We start from the raw sequence: 16,638 nt of genomic DNA, 5'->3' as shown, positions 1-16,638 counted from the left end.
CGTTCACGCAGGTTTGCTACTTCTCTTTGTTCCCGCGTAGGTCCACCCGGTTGCCGGGTTCGATCGATACGCCATCGTCATCGAACGGCAGCGAATCCATCTCCGGCTGGACCGGGGCACGGCGTTGCGATGAAGCGGAACGCCGCGACGGCGCCGGTTGCTTCGTAGCTGGTTTGACCGACTCAGTCTCGGCAGTGTCAACCTCGGCAGTGTCAGTCGCCGCAGTGTTTGCCGAAGCGGTGCCAGCTGCGGCTTCAGTGCCGGCCGCAACCGCGTCGTCGGCCGGCTTGAGCGCAACCGAAGAACTAGCCGGGCCCATGATGTCGACGGCTTGTGTCAACGGGACACCGGAACCGTCGCGGCGGCCGTATTCCAGCGGCAACGCGCGGGCCATGCCGCCCTTGGAAGCGCCACGAGCAGGGCCAGCACCGACCCACGCGGCCACAAGGTGGTCTTCGCCCTTGAGGAACCGGTGCGCGCGAACACCCATCGTGCCGCGACCCTTCGCCGGGAACTCCGCCAGTGGCGTGACTTTAGCGGAACCGCCCTCGGCACCAGGGAGCGGTTCCGGGCCGTCCGCGATCGTGACCGCCACCGCATCGGCCTCGTTCAGAACAACACCGAAGAACACCGCGGTATCTTTAGCCCCCAGCTTGATGCCGGCAACACCGCCACCGGTACGGCCCTGCGGGCGGACCTTATCCGCGCTGAAACGCAACAGCTGAGCCTCACGCGAAACGAACACGAGCCCCGCGGTATCGGGGCACGTGGCGGCGCCGATCACCTCGTCGCCGGCCTTCAACGTGACGGCAGGCCATTCATCGGTTGTGACTGGGTAGTCCGGGTTCACACGTTTCACAACGCCGTGGGCGGTCCCCAGAGCGAAAACCTCATCCAGCGGGAGCGCGGCGATGATCTTTTCGCGGCGCTCAACAGTCATGAACTCGGTCGCGGCCACACCATCACCTAGTGGGACACCGTTAGAGCCAGGCAGAACCTGCGGGATCTCAACCACGCTGATGCGCGCCATCCGTCCCGTGTTCGTGAGCAAACCGATGTGGCCGCGCGCGGTTGTCGGCACAAGGGAAGCGATCACGTCATGGCGGGAACGCCGCTGACCCAAAACCTCGTCCCGGCCGTGTGTGCGCACCAGCTTGCCGGTGGCAGAGAGCACAACGAAACACTCGGTGTCAGCAACCTGCATCGACATCGGCTTCTTCGCCGAGCCCGCGCCCTCATCCGGCTCCGGCATCACCGTGCCAGCCAGTGGAACATCCTTCGGTTTAGCCATCAGAACCGTGCGGCGAGGGGAGTGGTGGCGCTCAGCAACCTCGGCGAGCTCACCGGAAACCAGCTCACGCAGTTTCGCATCAGAACCGAGGATCCCCTCGAGGTAAGCGATCTCCTCTTCAAGTTCCTTCTTCTCAGCCTCAAGCTCAACCTGAGAGAACTTGGTCAGCTGACGCAAACGCAACTCAAGGATGTGATCAGCTTGCGGCTCGGATAGCGAGAACCGCTCACGCAATGCGGCGCGGGCGCTCGCGGTGTCCTCAGAGTCCCTGACAATCCGGATCACCTCATCGATATCGAGGATCGCAATCAGCAAACCCTCAACCAGATGCAACCGATCCTTGCGTTTAGTGTGGCGGAACTGGGTGCGGCGGCGGACCACATCCAGACGGTGATCCACATACACCTGCAGCATCTCAAGCAAACCGAGCTGCCGCGGCTGGCCATCCACCAACGCAACGTTGTTGATGCCAAAGGAATCTTCCATCGGCGTGTGCTTATACAAAGCCGCAAGCACGGCGTTGGGGTTGAAGCCGGTCTTCAGCTCAATCACCAGACGCAAACCGTGGTGCCGGTCCGTCAGGTCCACAACATCGGAGACACCGGTGAGTTTCTTCGCATCCGCGGCGTCCTTGATTTTCTCGATGACCTTCTCCGGGCCCACACCATACGGCAGCTCGGTGACCACCAGCGCCTGCTTGCGGGCCGTGACCTTCTCCAACTCAACCTTGGCGCGGGTCCGGAACACGCCGCGGCCCGTCTCATAGGCCTTCTTCACCCCATCCAAGCCCACGATGGTTCCGCCAGAAGGCAGGTCCGGGCCCGGGATGAACTTCATGATGTCTTTCAGGCTCGCATCAGGGTTCTCGATCAAATGCCGTGCACCAGCGATCACCTCGCCCGGGTTGTGCGGGGCGATATTGGTGGCCATACCCACCGCGATACCGGAAGAACCGTTGACCAAAAGATTCGGGAAAGCTGCCGGAAGCACTTCCGGCTGCACAAGACGGGAATCATAGTTCGGAACAAAATTGACCACGTCCTCATCGAGGTCATCGGTCATATCGATCGCGGAATCAGCCAGCCGCGCCTCTGTATAGCGGGCAGCGGCCGGGCCGTCATCGAGTGAGCCGAAGTTACCGTGCCCATCAACCAGCGGCAAACGCAACGAGAACGATTGCGCCATGCGCACCATCGCATCGTAGATCGCGGCATCACCGTGCGGATGCAGCTTACCCATGACCTCGCCGGTCACACGCGCGCTCTTGACGTGGCCCTTGTTCGGCGCCAGGCCCATCTGCCGCATCATGTAGAGGATGCGGCGCTGAACCGGTTTGAGGCCATCGCGGGCATCCGGCAGGGCGCGCGAATAGATCACCGAATACGCGTATTCGAGGAAGGACGCCTCCATCTCGCTGGTGACATCCACATCGATGATGTGTTCCTCAACCTCTTCCCACGCAGCCTTCGCTTGCGCGGCCGCTGTTCCCTTGGAACGCGTTGCGCCTTTGGAACTCTTCGACGAGGTCGCCATGCTGTCCTTCACTCACCGTTGATTTGTCTTGTTTCGCGTGCATGCTAACCATCGCAGCTGGCGGGCGGGTTCCCAAAAATGGGAAAAGTTCACCCAACGCTCAGATGATCACGCTATATTCACTTTATGGCCTCCGTAGCGCAGAACCCGGGATCTGACACTCCGTCGACGTATCCATCGCATTGGGAAGCCGATGTGGTGCTTCGCGACGGCTCGACCGCCCACGTGCGTCCTGTGACGCCCGCGGACGCTGATGGTTTGCAGCAAATGCATTCCCAGCAGTCTGAACGTTCGATCTATTTGCGTTACTTCACGTATAAGTCCAAGCTCACCGATAAAGAGCTGCGGAACTTCACGGAGGTTGATCACTATAACCGTGTGTGCCTCGTGGTGGAGCGGCGCAACGAGATTGTAGGTGTTGGTCGTTTCGATCGGCTCGGGGCCAAGTTCGGCGGTAGCGAGTCAGAGGCTGAGGTCGCGTTCAACATCCGCGATGACTTTCACGGCCGTGGCCTGGGTTCTATTCTGCTTGAACACTTGGTGACGGCGGGCCGTGAGTTGGGTATCGAGCGTTTCACAGCGGAGGTTCTTCCGGAGAACCGTGCGATGCTGACGGTGTTCATGCAGGCCGGTTTCGATATTTCGCGGCGTTTTGAAGACGGCGTTGTGATGGTCGATTTCCCGATTGACCCTACGGATCGTTCGCGTGAGGTCATGGAGGCGCGCGAGCACCGTGCTGAGGCGTTGTCGCTGGCTGCTTTGATGCGTGCTGAATCGGTTGCTGTGGTGGGTGCGATCAACAAGCCGGGTTCGGTGGCAGGTGCTGTTGCGCAGAATATCCGTTCGGCAGGTTTCACGGGGACGCTGTACTGCGTTGACCCGTATCTTGACAAGCTCGAAGCCCTCGATTCGTCCGCTGGGGATGAGGCGGTGGCTTCTGGCTGTGTTGCCTCGCTGCGAGATATCGAGGCATCCGTCGATGTGGTGGTTGCCGTGCAGCGGCCTGCTGATGTGATGGAGGTTGTTGAGGATGCCGCTGCGGTGAATGCCCGCGGTCTTGTGGTGATCTCGTCTGGTTTCCACACTCCTGAAGCGTTTGAGATTCAGCGAAAGCTGGTGCATGCGGCACGTAACTACGGTATGCGCGTGATTGGCCCGGCATCGCTGGGTTATGGCAATAATGCTTCCGATGTGCGTCTGCACGCATCTGTTTCCACACCGGTATCGCCTGCTGGCGGGGTTGGGCTTTTCAGCCATTCGGCGGCTTCCGGGATCATGCTTGAAGCGGCCGCTCAGCGCCGTGGCATCGGTATTTCTTCTTGGGTCAATTCCGGTAACCGCGCGGATGTTTCAGGTAATGACCTGATGCAGTACTGGGAAGATGACGAAGCGACCAGCGTGGTCGCGATGTATCTGGAGAGCTTCGGTAATCCGCGTAAGTTCACCCGTTTGGCGAGCCGTCTTTCAGCGACGAAACCTGTGATTGTCGCGAAGTCGGAGACGATGGGCCTGGTCTTGCCTCCTGGGCATGCGGTGCGTCAGCTCGGCGCCCCAGTGGGTGTGGTGGACGCGATTTTGCGGCAGGCCGGCGTTGTGCGTGTCGCTACGCAGGACGAGCTCATGGATACCGCGCTGTTGTTCTCTACCGCCGGTGTTCCGAAGGGTAATAAGGTCGCGCTGGTTTCTAATTCGGCGGCACTTGCGATGACGGCGGCGGATCTAGCTGGCCAGAACGGCCTAGAGGCTATCAGCACTGATTCTTCGCTGTTGCTGGCTGGTGTTTCGGACCCGGCCGCGCTCGTGACGGAAGCGATCCAGAAGGCACTTGAGAACGACGAGGCCGACGCTGTAGCTGTTGTGTTGCTTCCCGCTGTTGGCGTGAATCATGAGGCGCTCGCCGAACGGGTCGCTGAGAGCCTCGGCTCTACTGATAAGCCGGTTGTCGCGTGCCTGATCGGTGTTTCGGGTGCTGAGACTCCAGGTACTGACCGGGGCGGGCGCGTCACGGTGTTTGCGACCTTGTCCACGATGTTCAGAGCACTGGGGCACGGCGCTGAGTATTCGGCGTGGCAACAACGCGATTGGGGTGTTCCAGCCCCGCCGGAAGGCATCGATATCGCGGCGGCGCGTGCCTTGGTTGATAAAGCTGTCGAGGGTATCGAGGGCACCGGGATGGGGCGGCTTTCCGCTGATGAGACCGCGGAGCTTCTGGGCCACTACGGCTTGACGGTGGTTCCGGCCACGACCTTCGAAGACGTCGAAGAAGGCGTGGCTGCCGCTAACGAGTACGGATACCCGGTTGCGCTCAAGGTCGCCTCGGGGCACCTTCGGCACCGCATGGACATGGGCGGAGTCCGGCTGGGCATCACGTCTGAGGAGGAGTTGCGCCAAGCGGTTGAACAGATGCGTGAAGACATCGCGGTGACGCGTGAAACACGGCTTGAAGTCCAGCCGATGGTGGACCGCGGTCAGGCGTGCACGGTGATTTCGATCGAGGACCCGCTGATGGGCCCAGTGGTTTCGTTCGGTTTGAGCGGAGATGCCGTGGATCTGCTCGATGACTGGGCGCACGCGACACCTCCGCTTTCACCGGGAATCCTTGAGGACATGGTGTCTAGGCCTAAGACCGCGCAGAAGCTGACCGGCTATCACGGGTTGCCGCACTTCGATACCGAAGCGCTCAAAGACACTCTGCACCGCATCTCTGAGTTGAAGGAACAACACCCGGAGGTTGTGCGGATGGAGTTCGTCCCGCTCCAGGTCATGGAAGACGGCGTTGCGGTGCTCTCTGCGGCGATTTATGTGGGGAACCCGGATCAGCGCACCGATTCGGCACGCCGCTCGATGAGCATCCCGCAACGCTAGCGAGTCCACGCATGCTTAGCCCGGCACATAGACTGGGGTCTATGTCTGATACCTCGTCTTCACTGCCGGCTGATCAAGCGCTGCGTCTGGAACTAGAGCGGGCCGGGTTCTATCCGGACCTGACCTCGGACATCGTTAACGAGGAGCTTGAGGGTGCGGTGCCGCGTCGTCATTATCTGCATCTTGAGACGCACGTTGAGGCGGTTGAGGTTCACCGGCATGCGATCGTTTTGGTGCTCACTGACGCGGAGCTGATCATTCTGCATATCGATGACGCGCAGTACGCGGCTGATGGCCAGCCGATCGCGACGTTCTCGGTTGAGTCGGTTCCGTTGCAGCGTTTGCATACCGTGGTGCTTTCGGGTGTTGTTGCGCGGCCTGCCGAGTATAAGCCGGGGCAGTCGCCGCGGGAGCTCACGTTTTCGCTTTCATGGTCAGGCAGTGCCCGAGCCGAGCTCGCTCCGGCACAGTGTGGTGACCCTGAATGCATCGCTGATCACGGCCTCACGGGGCAGCTGAGTAAGGAAGACCTTGCGATGCGTGTTTCAGCGGATGCCGATGGCCAGAAAGCGCTCGATGCGGCCCGCCAGTTCGCTAGGGATGTTCGGCGTGCGTGCTCTGCCGCTGCCTACGGGCGGACGTGGTAAGCGCTATGACTGATTTTTCGATCCCACAGTTCGGTCGCGGTGCTGATGCTCACGGCGGCGCGGACACGGACGCTCAAAGCATCCCCGCAGGTGATACTGAGCTGCCTGCGGCCCCAGATTATGGCCGCGGAACCCTGAACATGGTGGTCCCAACGATCGATGCGGCACTGTGGGCATGGCATGGCGTCGTGCCTGTGTGTTCGGCGTCTTTCAGCGAAGCGAACGCTGCCGGGCTGATCCCGGGGCTTGAACCCGCTCGCCGGGCGGTCATGGTCATGGTTGATGGCCTTGGTTCTGAGCTGATCGAACGTTACGGCGGGCACGCCCCGGTGATCCGCCAGGCGATGAAGCATGAAAGCTCGCGGACGCTGTCCACGGTGTTCCCGACCACGACCGCCGCGGCCCTGACAGCGATGGGCACCGGGCTCGCCCCAGCTGAGCACGGCATCGTGGGTTATGACGCGGTGGCACCGGATCCTGCAGGGGGCCGGCGTTTAGTCAACCAGCTGGGTGGTTGGCCGGAAGATCTTGACCCGGGGCAGTGGCAACCGAATCCGACGTGTTTCGAGCGCATGGAGACCGTGCGCCGCGTGGTGACCGTTTCGCGGGATAAGTTCGAGCACTCAGCGCTGACTCGTTCTAGCCTGCGCGGCGGAGAGTTCGTGGGCGTGACCACACCGCATGCGCGCGTTGCCGCTACGTTGGCTGAGTTGAAACACAAAGACGTGTTCGTGTACCTGTACTGGGACGACCTCGATAAAGCCGGCCACGCCTACGGTGTCGCATCAGAGAAATGGCTGCATGAGCTTGAAGAGCTCGATGCGGCGATGGGCCGGCTGAGCGCTAAGCTGCCTGCGGACACGCTGGTGGTTTTGACCGCTGATCACGGGATGGTGGATATTCCGCGCGAGGGCCGGATCGATTATTCGCAGTTCCCTGAGCTGATCGATGGGGTCGAGCTGACGGCGGGGGAGCCTCGCGCGGTTCAGCTGCATTTTGAACAGCACACTCCGCAGGTTCAGCGCGATGCGGTGGTTGCGGCGTGGAAGGAACGCTTCGGGGCGGATGCGTGGATTCTCACGCGTGAGGAATACGTTGAGCTCGGCTGGTTCGGCGCTTCGTTCCGTGACGGGGTGTTAGAGCGTGTCGGTGACGTTGTGATTGCCGCGCACGGCCCGATCGCACTCTATGACGGGCGACGGGTTTCGCCACACGCGTTCCAGATGATCGGGCAGCACGGGTCGCTCACGGAAGCGGAACGTCGGATCCCGTTCGCCGTGCTCGCGTAGCCCTAATGGGGGCGGGTCCAGCCTGAGGCCCGCCTAGCTGAGTCGGGGTTATTCTTCGTCGGGGTGGCGGGCGCCGCGACCGAAGACGATCTCATCCCAGGACGGCATCTTGGAGCGGCGCTTCCGGTGGGTGGTTTCGGCATCCGTCTCGCCCTCGGCTTCAGAGGCGCGGCCGTGGCCGGAGTTGCGTGGATCGCCCCACAGTGGATGCGGTTCAAGATTGTTGCCGCTCTTGCGGCCGCTGTCCTCGTTCTTCGCCCGAGACCGTCCCGCGGCTGGGTCTGGGACGCGGCGTAGCGGCGGGAAGGAGACGTTCTTGATGTCTGGCAGGTGTTGGCCGTCAGTGCGGTCTGGGGCTTCGCCGTCAGCGCCGGAATGTTCGCGGTCCTGGTGGCTTTGGGCGATGAGGTGGGCTAGCGCATCGTCACCTTCGGCGTCCTCGCCTACACGGGTTCCGCGGCGGCGGGTCAAAACATCGAGCAGCTCTTGGTCCGAATCGTCCTTGCCCGGTGCCGTATCCGGAGCCGAGGCGCCGGCGTCTTCAGAGCCCGCGCTGGAGCCTGTCGCGGCAACGGGGCGGGGGACTTCACGCAAGGGGCCGTCTTCGACGTTGAACGGTTGATCAGGCTCATCAGCGACGGGCACAAGCCGGCGCGGTGGGGCAGAGAAGTCCCACGGCTCCCATTCGGAGAGCACCTGGGCCCAACGGTTCCGGTTCTCCAGGTGGCGGCGGGTCGGGTGGAAAATCCATTCAGCCGGCGGTTCACCGCCCACGTTGGGGGCAGTCTCAGGGAGCACGAAGTCCGCGATGACGGTCCACGCTCCAGCATTGACCTTCCAAGAATCCCAGCGCAGCGTTTCAACGTCGATCCCGTTGGCACGTAAGCGTGCCCGCACCATGTCACCCAGGTTGGCTGGGTTGTCGCCGAAAGCGGCACGGTAGCCCTCATTGTTTTGAGGTGCAGACACCTCGATGGCCTGGGCCTGCTGTGCCCGGTAACGGCGTTCGGCCAGAATCGGGCCTTCGTAGCTTTCGATCAGCTTGATGTCAGTCCCAGTCTCCTCGACGAGCTGCTGGGCTGTCGCTCCTTCGCGGATGCGAGCCTGGATTTCCCGTGGCCTGAGCGGGCGCGCCTCGGGTGCACGCCGTGCAGCCGCCGCGGAGCCAGCTGAGCCAGAGCCCGCGGAGCCGGGGCCTGCTGTGCCGGAGGTGGAGGCAGTGCCACCGGAAGCGCCACTGGCTGATGCGGCTGAACCCGATGCGGTGGCCGCGGAAGAAGCGTCGGAGGTTCGAGATGATCTCCGCGAACCGGCGTTGTTCTGTGTACCGGTTCTCTGCTTGTCAGTTGCCGGCAAGCGGTCACGCCCAAATGCGATACCTGCCTCCGTGACAGTCACATTCGGCCCGGTGGTGGGCGTTTCCGTGCTGTTGGATTCGGCGCTGTGCTTGCCTGTTTTAGCGGGCTTGCTTGTGGTGCCAGGCTTACTTGCGTTGGTGGAGGTCGGTGATGTGAGATCTATTACGACATCGAGAAGTTCGTCATCGATGGGGAGGCTGTATTCGTGACCGTCGGCATCGCTTAGGTACAGCGTCGCGTTTGCCGCGTCAACGCGAATCACGCGAAGATTACGCATGCTTCCTCCCGGTGGGTGGCTTTGGGCTATGCCTTGCCACCATGAGTTGATGTTGTTGGGTGTGGGTGCCGGGCACAGCCTATTCTTGGCCTAGTCTTTCATGTCTGAGCTACAATGCGGCCATATTGCGTTGCGGCGCGCCGCTTTGTAGTCTGCAGGGGTGTCGTGTTTGACGCAGGTCTGAACGCAGGTGTTGCAAAGAGGCCTCGTAATGGTGTTAGATACGTGCGACATAGGTAATGCACATATTCTCTGCATATCGGCTCATATGTCCCTGCCAGAGACCCCTCCGAGAATAAAGGTGAGAAGTGGCCACTGATTACGATGCTCCTCGTAAGAACGACGAGGGCAACCGCGAAGACTCGATTGAAGAACTCAAAGGTCGCCGTAATGACAGTCAGTCGGCGGTAGTTGACGAGGATGAGACCGAAGCGGCGGAAGGGTTCGAACTTCCGGGTGCTGACCTCTCGGAAGAAGAACTCAACGTGACGGTTCTTCCTGCACAGTCTGATGAGTTCACATGCAACTCGTGCTTCTTGGTTCGTCACCGTTCCCAGATCGCTGAGGAAGAAGACGGCCTGCTGTACTGCAAGGATTGCGCGGGCTAGAACACTCAAGGTTTAACGTTTGTGGGGTGCACACCAAAATGTTGGTGTGCACCCCACAAACGTTAAGAACGCTACCGCTGCTGGGGCGTCCTCATCCTTAGATCTCTGGGTTCTTAGATCGCTGGGTTCTTAAATCTCAGGGGCGTCTTCTGCGGCCATCGCGCCGCCGAGCGCTTCGACGAGTTCTTCTGGGCGTTTGGTGGAGAACAGCCAGTACGGGGTCTGGTCGCGTTCGTCCGTGATCTCAACTTTCACCACTGGGTCAACCCAGCCGCGGAAGCTCATATACGCGAGCCCGTTGAGGCCTGGGCCTCGCTGATAGCGGGCTTTATAGCCGCGGTAGCCGGTGACTTCGCCGAGGTAGCGGCGCTCGATTGCGGCCCGGCCAACGCGCAAAACATCCTCGGTGACCACGGTTTTGGGGGTTGTGCTGATCATGAGTACGGCAGCGATGATGAATACGATCGCGGCGATCAGTGCAAGGAGGCCCATGTTGGTTGGGGCCAAGGTCAAGCCGATGGCTACCGCGAATGCAGCGGAGACGACCCACATCCACCACGGATAAGGCAGCTTCTCTTCAAAGAGGGGCTTACCTGCTGCGGACGGCGCGGCGCTAGGCGCGGTAGTGCTCGCGGCATCGTCGCGTGGCTCGGATGGGTCAGGCTGGGCCGGAACAGACTCGGACGTTGGATCAGGCTGGGACATGGTGCCATTCTATCGAGAGCCTTCGCGCCCTGTGTTGAGGCTCCTACCCTGGGGTTGAAGCTCCGGCGCTGGGCTGTGTTGAGGCCCCTGCGCTGGGCTCGAACGTCTAGACTGTCACTGGTTTGAGTGTGTCTTCGTAAGTTGCGGGGTGTTTTCGTGGATCAGGAACAAGTGGCTTCTGCCGGGGTGGACCGTCCGGTGGTCAAGGTCAAGCGTTTGGTCCCGTCTGCGTCTTTGCCTGCGTATGCGCATCATGACGATGCGGGAGCTGACATCGCGGCCGCAGAAACCGTCACGTTGCAGCCAGGTGAACGGGCTCTGGTTGCTACTGGAATCGCGATTGAGCTACCGGTTGGGTATGCGTGTTTTGTGCACCCGCGCTCAGGCCTTGCGCATAAGCATGGTGTGAGTATTGTGAACGCCCCAGGAACGATCGATGCGGGCTATCGCGGCGAGATCAAGGTCAACCTCATCAACCTTGATCCGCTCAAAGCTGTGACGCTGAACCCGGGTGACAGGATCGGTCAGTTGGTGATCCAGCAGGTCAGCCACGCGCGTTTTCTCGAAGCCGATGAGCTGGGGGAGTCCGAGCGAGGTTTCGGCGGGCACGGTAGCACCGGCGGGTTCACCGCCTAACCCGTCCTGCGGCTAGCCCGCCCCTTGGCGAGCTGACCCCATTGTCTCGCTCACCCCATTGACCAACTCAGCCCTTGACTAACTCACCTAGCGACTAGCTCACCCACAGCTTCGGTCTAGGCGGAATCCACTGAGAGTGAAAGCACATGAGTTCAGGCGTGATATTCCCGTGTTTGGGCTCATGACAGGACTAGACTCGATAAAGAACCTGGCCAAGCCGATGATGCGGGCCTTGGCGTGGTGTTCGTGATCTCGTGATCGTGAGTGATCTGGAAGGACGTGTATTTCGATGGGTCTGTTTTCCCGCCGTAAGCGTAAGACGCAGGAAGCGGATGCCGCACCGGAGCAGACTACGGCTGCTGAACCGACTCCTAGCGTTCCTGAGGGTAAAACTGACCGGACTGACGGCCCTTTCGATATCTCCGAGCGCACTCCCACCGAAGCCTATATCGACCTCGGCTCGTTGAAGATCCCCGCGGTTGAGGGCATGAACCTCAACCTTGAGGTTGAAGAAACCTCGGGCGCTGTGGTCTCTGCTGCCGTTGAGTATGAAGACTCACGCGTACAGTTGCAGGCTTTCGCCGCATCGAAATCTGGGGGCCTGTGGGACGGTATTTCCTCTGAGATCGATGACGCGATCACCCAACAGGGCGGCCGCACGGACCGCCGCGACGGACGATTTGGCCCTGAACTTCTGGCACGCGTTGAAGCCACAGGACCGAACGGGGAGAGGGGCCACATGGTGGCTCGCTTTGTGGGCATCGACGGGCCGCGCTGGTTCTTGCGCGCCGTATTCGGCGGCCCTGCCGCGATCAACGATAAAGCAGCCCAAGAGCTCGAGGCGTTCCTGGCAGCAGTGATTGTGGATCGCGGCCAGGAACCGATGTCCCCAACCGAACTGTTGCCGTTGCGCGTCCCAGACGGATCAGAGAAGGCAGCTGAAGCCGCCCGATCCCGGCATGATGCGGAAACGAACAGGGATAACCACGACCCTCGTCGTGGCCCTGAGATCACACAGATCGGCTAAGCGTGCCCACAAGCCAGCCCCGGACGCCTCACCCGTGGCCTGAACGAGTCACTGGTGAGCAGATCCAGCTGACCGGATGGATCACGGCCACAACGCGCCCCGCGCCAGGCCACGCGGCGAGCTTCGAAGCGGTCGTGGTTCCTGAGCAACCTCGTCCGGGGCAGAGGCTCCCGGTAGCCAGCGCCGGCGAGTTCGTTGTTCTGATCTGGCTTGGCCAGCAGCATGTTGCTGGCATCCACCCGGGGGCGACACTGAGATTCTCCGGGCCCGTGAGTCGGCGCGAAGGCCGCAACGTCATCTTCAATCCCCGGTATGAAGTCCTCGAGGCGGCTCCAGACCGGACAGACAAGGAAACCTAGGCATGCCTATCCCGACATCCCACAGCCCTGACCCGAACCGTAACGGATCCACGAATCCTCGACCGACTCGCCGTGAACTCAGAAACGCTGGCTTGCTGAACGCAGGGGCGGTCAACTCTAAAACAGGGAACGGGGCCGGGATGCCTGAACAACCCAAACAACCTGAACAGCTTGCCCAGTCGGCACCGCCAGCTCAGGCCGCACCGCCTGCTCAGTCCGCACCGCCAACAGAGGGGCGTGAACGCAATCAGGCGGCGGCCACCGTCGCGGGTTCGCTTGGAAGCTCGATCAAACGCAAAGAGGACGGGAACATCGACCCGTTGGCCTCGATCGGTGGTATCCGCGGGTTCACGGAGTCCACGGTTCCGGGTTTCTTGTTCATGATGATTTTTGCGTTCACGCAGCAACTCGATATCGCGCTGATCGCATCCCTGGCGGCGGGTCTGGTGTTTATCGTGGCTCGTTTGGTGACCCGCACGCAGGTCACGCCTGCGATCACGGGTCTGCTTGGGATCGTGTTGTGTTCCTTCTTCGCTAAAGCGGGAGGCAATGCGCGGGACTACTATGTGCCAGGATTCATCACGAACGTCGTCTCGTCCCTCGTGCTCGGTATTTCAGCGTTAGTGCGCTGGCCGTTGGTGGGTGTGGTTTTCGGTTTCCTGCATGGTGAAGACCTCGAATGGCGCAAGAGCCGTGCCCGCATGCGGGTGTATCAGACGGCCAACCTTCTGGTCTTAGGCCTCTTCGTGTTCCGGCTCGCCGTCCAGGTGCCTCTGTATCTCACGGACCAGGTCAACGCGCTCGGCGCGGCACGGCTCGTGATGGGCGTGCCTCTCTATGTTGGTGTGCTCGTGTTGGCGTGGTTCATCACCCGCCCACGCATCGTCGAGACTGCCGGTAACGACCCCAGAAGCACGTGCGCCGACACCGGTAATGCGCTGATGCGGCATCAGGCGAGGGATTCGGCTTGATCCCAGCCTTCCCGTAGCAGTTTCCGCAGTTCCTTCTCAGCAGCGGGTGCGGCGAGGAAGATGACTTCATCGCCGGCCTCTAACGTGTCGTCGGCGGTGGGCGCCATTGGTGCGTCATCGCGTAGCAAAGCCACCGGGACCGTGCGCAACGGCCACGGGACTTCAGCGAAACGTAGCCCTACCATCGGCGAATCCGCGGGAACGGTGAACGCGACGATGTCCGCGGAATCCGAACGCAACGACATGAGCCGCACGAGGTCTCCCTCTTCAACGGCTTCCTCAACCAACGCTGTCAATAGCCGCGGGGTCGAGACCGCGACATCCACACCCCACGCTTGGGTGAACATCCATTCGTTGCGGGGGTTGTTCACGCGCCCCACAGTGCGCAGAACGCCGAATTCGGATTTTGCGAGCAGTGACACCACGAGGTTCGCTTTGTCGTCGCCGGTTGCGGACACGACCACGTCGGCGTTTTCGGGGCGGGCGCGGCGCAGTGTGGAAAGCTCGCACGCGTCCCCGATGAGCCATTCAACCCCGTCGAGGGCCCCAGATGTCACGGCTTCGCGGTTAGCGGGGTCCTCGTCGATGATGCACACCTGATGCTTACGGCCCAAAAGTTCTGAGGCGATCGACTGGCCCACCGAACCTCCGCCGGCGATGATGACTCTCATTGCTCCACCTCATCCGTGACGTCTTCAGTGAGTTCTTCTGCAAGTTTCGCAGCCCGCTGCGGTGTTTCTGACAAGATCCGGTCTACATCATCGGCTGCATCCACCCGCATCATCGCGTGTAGCGTGTCAGTTTCTTGGAACAGCATCCCCGTGTTCGGGATGATGCTTTCCCCGAAGCGGGTGATGTAGGCGATGCGCACACCGGTGAGTTCCTCGATGCGGGCTAGCGGCTGCCCACGCCACGCGGGTGCGACGTTGAGTTCGCGCAGCATCACGGTGCCGGTCGAATCGCGGTAGTCGCCGTAGAGGGTGTGGGCAGGCAGGATGCGACGCAGCACTTGGTCGGCGCTCCACCGAACGCTTGCGACTGTGGGGATGCCGAGGCGTTGGAACACTTCAGCACGCCCCGGATCATAGATGCGGGCAACCACGTGGGGGACGTTGAACTCTTCGCGTGCCACACGCGTTGCGAGCATGTTCGAGTTATCCCCGGAGGAGACCGCCGCAAACGCGTACGCTTCTGCCACCCGGGCCTCTTTCAACACCTCCAGGTCAAACCCGACGCCTGTCACGCGTTGGCCGTTGAAACCGGCGGGAAGCCTGCGGAATGCGTTGGGGTCCTTGTCGATCACAGCCACGGAATGACCGCCGTCTTCAAGCGAGTGGGCCAGCAGGGCGCCCACGCGCCCGCACCCCATGATGACAAAGTGAGCCATGTTTGATGCGCCTCGTTTCTTGACTGATCTCAGTGTGCCACGTTCGGGGCTAGTCTGGATGGGTGACGTTTTTTGATGCGGTGAAACGCGCCTTTGTGGGTACGGCGGTCGCCACGGGTAAGAGCCCTGAGGCCCGCCTTGCCCCTAAGGATGCTGTGCCCGCGCTTTCCACGAATGCGATCTCGTCGTTGGCGTACGCCCCTGATGAGATTCTTTTCACATTGGCAGCCGGTGGCGTTGCGGCGGTCGCGTTCGCGCCGTGGGTGGGTGTTGCGGTCGCATTGGTGACGCTGATCCTGGTTGCCGCGTATCGGATGACGGTGCGGCGTGCCCCAGGCCAGGGCGACTACCAGATTGCGCGTTCCGAGCTCGGGATGCGTGCTGGTGCGTCGGTGGGTGCCGCGCTGCTCCTTGACTTGACGCTCACAGTCGCGGTTTCGATGGCGGTCGCCGCGAGCTATATCGTGATCGCTTTTCCCTCGCTTGAGCCGGCACAGCCGTGGATCGCGTTGGGTGGCGTCGTGCTGTTGACGCTTCTGAGCCTGCGCGGGCTGACGCGGGCGGTGCGCATCCGCATCGTGAGCGTGTATGTGTTCCTCACGATGCTCGTGCTGATTCTGGTGGCCGGCACCGTCATGGTCATGGTCACTGGGCAACTACAACCTTTCGAGAGCGCGTCCACGACGGGCGGGCAGGCCCGGGTGCCTGCCCCGGCTGAGGGCTGGGCCGCGGTGATCCTGGTGCTGCGGGCGTTCTCTACCGGCTCGGCCGCCGTGACTGGCCTGGAAACACCCGTGACGAACGCGTCATCGATCCGTTCCCCACGCGCTAAGACGGCCGGGCGCACGCTCATGTTCATCGGCATCGTCTCCGCCATCGGGATGGTGGGGATTCTCCTGTTGGCTCACGCCTCGGGGCTCGCGCCTGCCGCAAGCGGGTTGACTGGTTCCGGAACGCAGGCGCAAAGAGCCGTCGAGCCAGGCACGTGGCCCACACCTGTCACGGTCCTGTTAGCGCAGTCGATCGTGGGGGCCCACTGGCCTGCGATCCTGGTTGCGTTGGTGACAGTCGTGATCCTGCTCGGGGCGGGGATGTCCGCGTTCGCGTCCTTCCCACGTCTTGCATATCAACTCGCCCAAGACGATTTGCTTCCACGCCAGATGCGCACCCGCGGCGAGCGCCTTGTGTTCTCTAACGGGATTTTGTTGCTGGGTGGTTTCGCGGGCATTTTGGTGGTCGCGTTCGGTTCGCGTGTGACTGATCTGATTCAGCTGTATGTTGTGGGTATTTTCATGGCGTTCGGGTTGGGGCAGTTGGGGCTTGCGCGGCGTGCGAATAAGCATCGCAGGCACGCGGTGCGCGCTACGCGGCGTAGGGATATTCGGCACATGCTTCTGGCCGGGTTCACCTCGGCGTTGTCGTGTGTGGTGCTTGTCACGATTGTGGCGACCCGCCTGGCCTATGGTGCGTTCCTTGCTTTCCTACTGATTGCTATGGGGGCGGGGTTGATGCTTGCGATGCGCAGGCATTATTTGCGTGTTGATCGCAGGTTGAAGGCGCCGGCACATCAGGCGGCCGCTCGGCCGGGTGAGCTTGCGTGTTCTGATGATGTTTTGCCGAGCCGTGTGCATGCGCTGGTCTTGGCGTCGAATACCAACCGGCCTGTGCGTCGGGCGATCGCGTAT

Annotated in this window: 14 protein-coding genes; 9 read left to right on the top strand and 5 right to left on the bottom strand. The window is 61.7% G+C overall.

What is annotated here, in order from left to right; genetic code table 11:
- Positions 1-16: 16 nt before the first annotated feature.
- Positions 17-2,824 (bottom strand): DNA gyrase/topoisomerase IV subunit A, encoded by a 2,808-nt coding sequence (locus MHJ63_RS05035; RefSeq protein WP_420876134.1) that lies wholly within the window; start codon positions 2,822-2,824, stop codon positions 17-19.
- A gap of 126 nt (positions 2,825-2,950) precedes the next feature.
- Here MHJ63_RS05035 and MHJ63_RS05030 point away from each other — a divergent pair, with 126 nt between their 5' ends.
- From MHJ63_RS05030 to MHJ63_RS05020, 3 genes are read left to right on the top strand one after another with little or no spacing between them, the layout of a single operon-like run.
- Positions 2,951-5,689: a bifunctional acetate--CoA ligase family protein/GNAT family N-acetyltransferase gene (locus MHJ63_RS05030; protein WP_035754653.1), complete on the top strand. Its 2,739-nt coding sequence runs from the start codon at positions 2,951-2,953 to the stop codon at positions 5,687-5,689.
- Positions 5,690-5,730: 41 nt separating this feature from the next.
- A complete protein-coding gene (locus MHJ63_RS05025) occupies positions 5,731-6,336 on the top strand; it encodes a DUF5998 family protein (protein WP_052048227.1) in 606 nt (201 codons plus the stop codon).
- A gap of 5 nt (positions 6,337-6,341) precedes the next feature.
- Positions 6,342-7,625, top strand: coding sequence for an alkaline phosphatase family protein (locus MHJ63_RS05020; RefSeq protein ID WP_239446406.1), 1,284 nt, complete (start codon positions 6,342-6,344; stop codon positions 7,623-7,625).
- Between the two features lie 48 nt (positions 7,626-7,673).
- On the opposite strand, the gene sepH is transcribed toward MHJ63_RS05020, so the two are convergent.
- Positions 7,674-9,260 carry a septation protein SepH gene (sepH, locus tag MHJ63_RS05015; RefSeq protein ID WP_239446405.1) on the bottom strand — a complete coding sequence of 529 codons (1,587 nt, stop codon included), beginning with the start codon at positions 9,258-9,260 and terminating at the stop codon, positions 7,674-7,676.
- Positions 9,261-9,568: 308 nt separating this feature from the next.
- On the opposite strand from sepH, the gene MHJ63_RS05010 reads away from it, so the two are divergent.
- On the top strand, positions 9,569-9,868 hold the full coding sequence (locus tag MHJ63_RS05010) for a DUF4193 domain-containing protein (RefSeq protein WP_035754525.1): 300 nt from the start codon (positions 9,569-9,571) through the stop codon (positions 9,866-9,868).
- Positions 9,869-9,997: 129 nt separating this feature from the next.
- Here MHJ63_RS05010 and MHJ63_RS05005 read toward each other — a convergent pair whose 3' ends face one another.
- Positions 9,998-10,573, bottom strand: coding sequence for a DUF3093 domain-containing protein (locus MHJ63_RS05005; protein WP_083285384.1), 576 nt, complete (start codon positions 10,571-10,573; stop codon positions 9,998-10,000).
- Between the two features lie 156 nt (positions 10,574-10,729).
- Here MHJ63_RS05005 and dut point away from each other — a divergent pair, with 156 nt between their 5' ends.
- The 4 genes from dut to MHJ63_RS04985 all read left to right on the top strand — a co-directional run bounded on the left by dut (position 10,730) and on the right by MHJ63_RS04985 (position 13,566).
- Entirely contained in the window at positions 10,730-11,209 is a 480-nt protein-coding gene (gene dut, locus MHJ63_RS05000; RefSeq protein ID WP_052048229.1) for a dUTP diphosphatase, read from the top strand.
- A 289-nt stretch (positions 11,210-11,498) separates the two neighbouring features.
- Positions 11,499-12,236, top strand: a complete 738-nt coding sequence (locus MHJ63_RS04995; protein ID WP_035754528.1) for a DUF3710 domain-containing protein — start codon at positions 11,499-11,501, stop codon at positions 12,234-12,236.
- A gap of 2 nt (positions 12,237-12,238) precedes the next feature.
- Positions 12,239-12,595: a single stranded DNA-binding domain-containing protein gene (locus tag MHJ63_RS04990; RefSeq protein ID WP_035754530.1), complete on the top strand. Its 357-nt coding sequence runs from the start codon at positions 12,239-12,241 to the stop codon at positions 12,593-12,595.
- Between the two features lie 2 nt (positions 12,596-12,597).
- Positions 12,598-13,566, top strand: coding sequence for a DUF3159 domain-containing protein (locus tag MHJ63_RS04985; protein WP_232219241.1), 969 nt, complete (start codon positions 12,598-12,600; stop codon positions 13,564-13,566).
- Here the strand turns inward: MHJ63_RS04985 and MHJ63_RS04980 are convergent.
- Both MHJ63_RS04980 and MHJ63_RS04975 read right to left on the bottom strand, forming a co-directional pair.
- Positions 13,545-14,237: a potassium channel family protein gene (locus MHJ63_RS04980; RefSeq protein ID WP_035754532.1), complete on the bottom strand. Its 693-nt coding sequence runs from the start codon at positions 14,235-14,237 to the stop codon at positions 13,545-13,547. The genes MHJ63_RS04985 and MHJ63_RS04980 overlap by 22 nt on opposite strands.
- On the bottom strand, positions 14,234-14,953 hold the full coding sequence (locus tag MHJ63_RS04975; protein WP_052048230.1) for a potassium channel family protein: 720 nt from the start codon (positions 14,951-14,953) through the stop codon (positions 14,234-14,236). Before MHJ63_RS04975 ends, MHJ63_RS04980 begins: the two co-directional genes overlap by 4 nt.
- A 62-nt stretch (positions 14,954-15,015) precedes the next feature.
- Here MHJ63_RS04975 and MHJ63_RS04970 point away from each other — a divergent pair.
- A partial coding sequence (locus MHJ63_RS04970; RefSeq protein WP_239446404.1) for an APC family permease occupies positions 15,016-16,638 on the top strand: 1,623 nt, incomplete at its 3' end.

This window comes from Pseudoglutamicibacter albus (genome assembly GCF_022346425.1).
GTDB lineage: Bacteria > Actinomycetota > Actinomycetes > Actinomycetales > Micrococcaceae > Pseudoglutamicibacter > Pseudoglutamicibacter albus.
The sequence above is the reverse complement of the archived record's forward strand: the minus strand, read 5'-3'. Positions and strand labels throughout refer to the sequence as shown.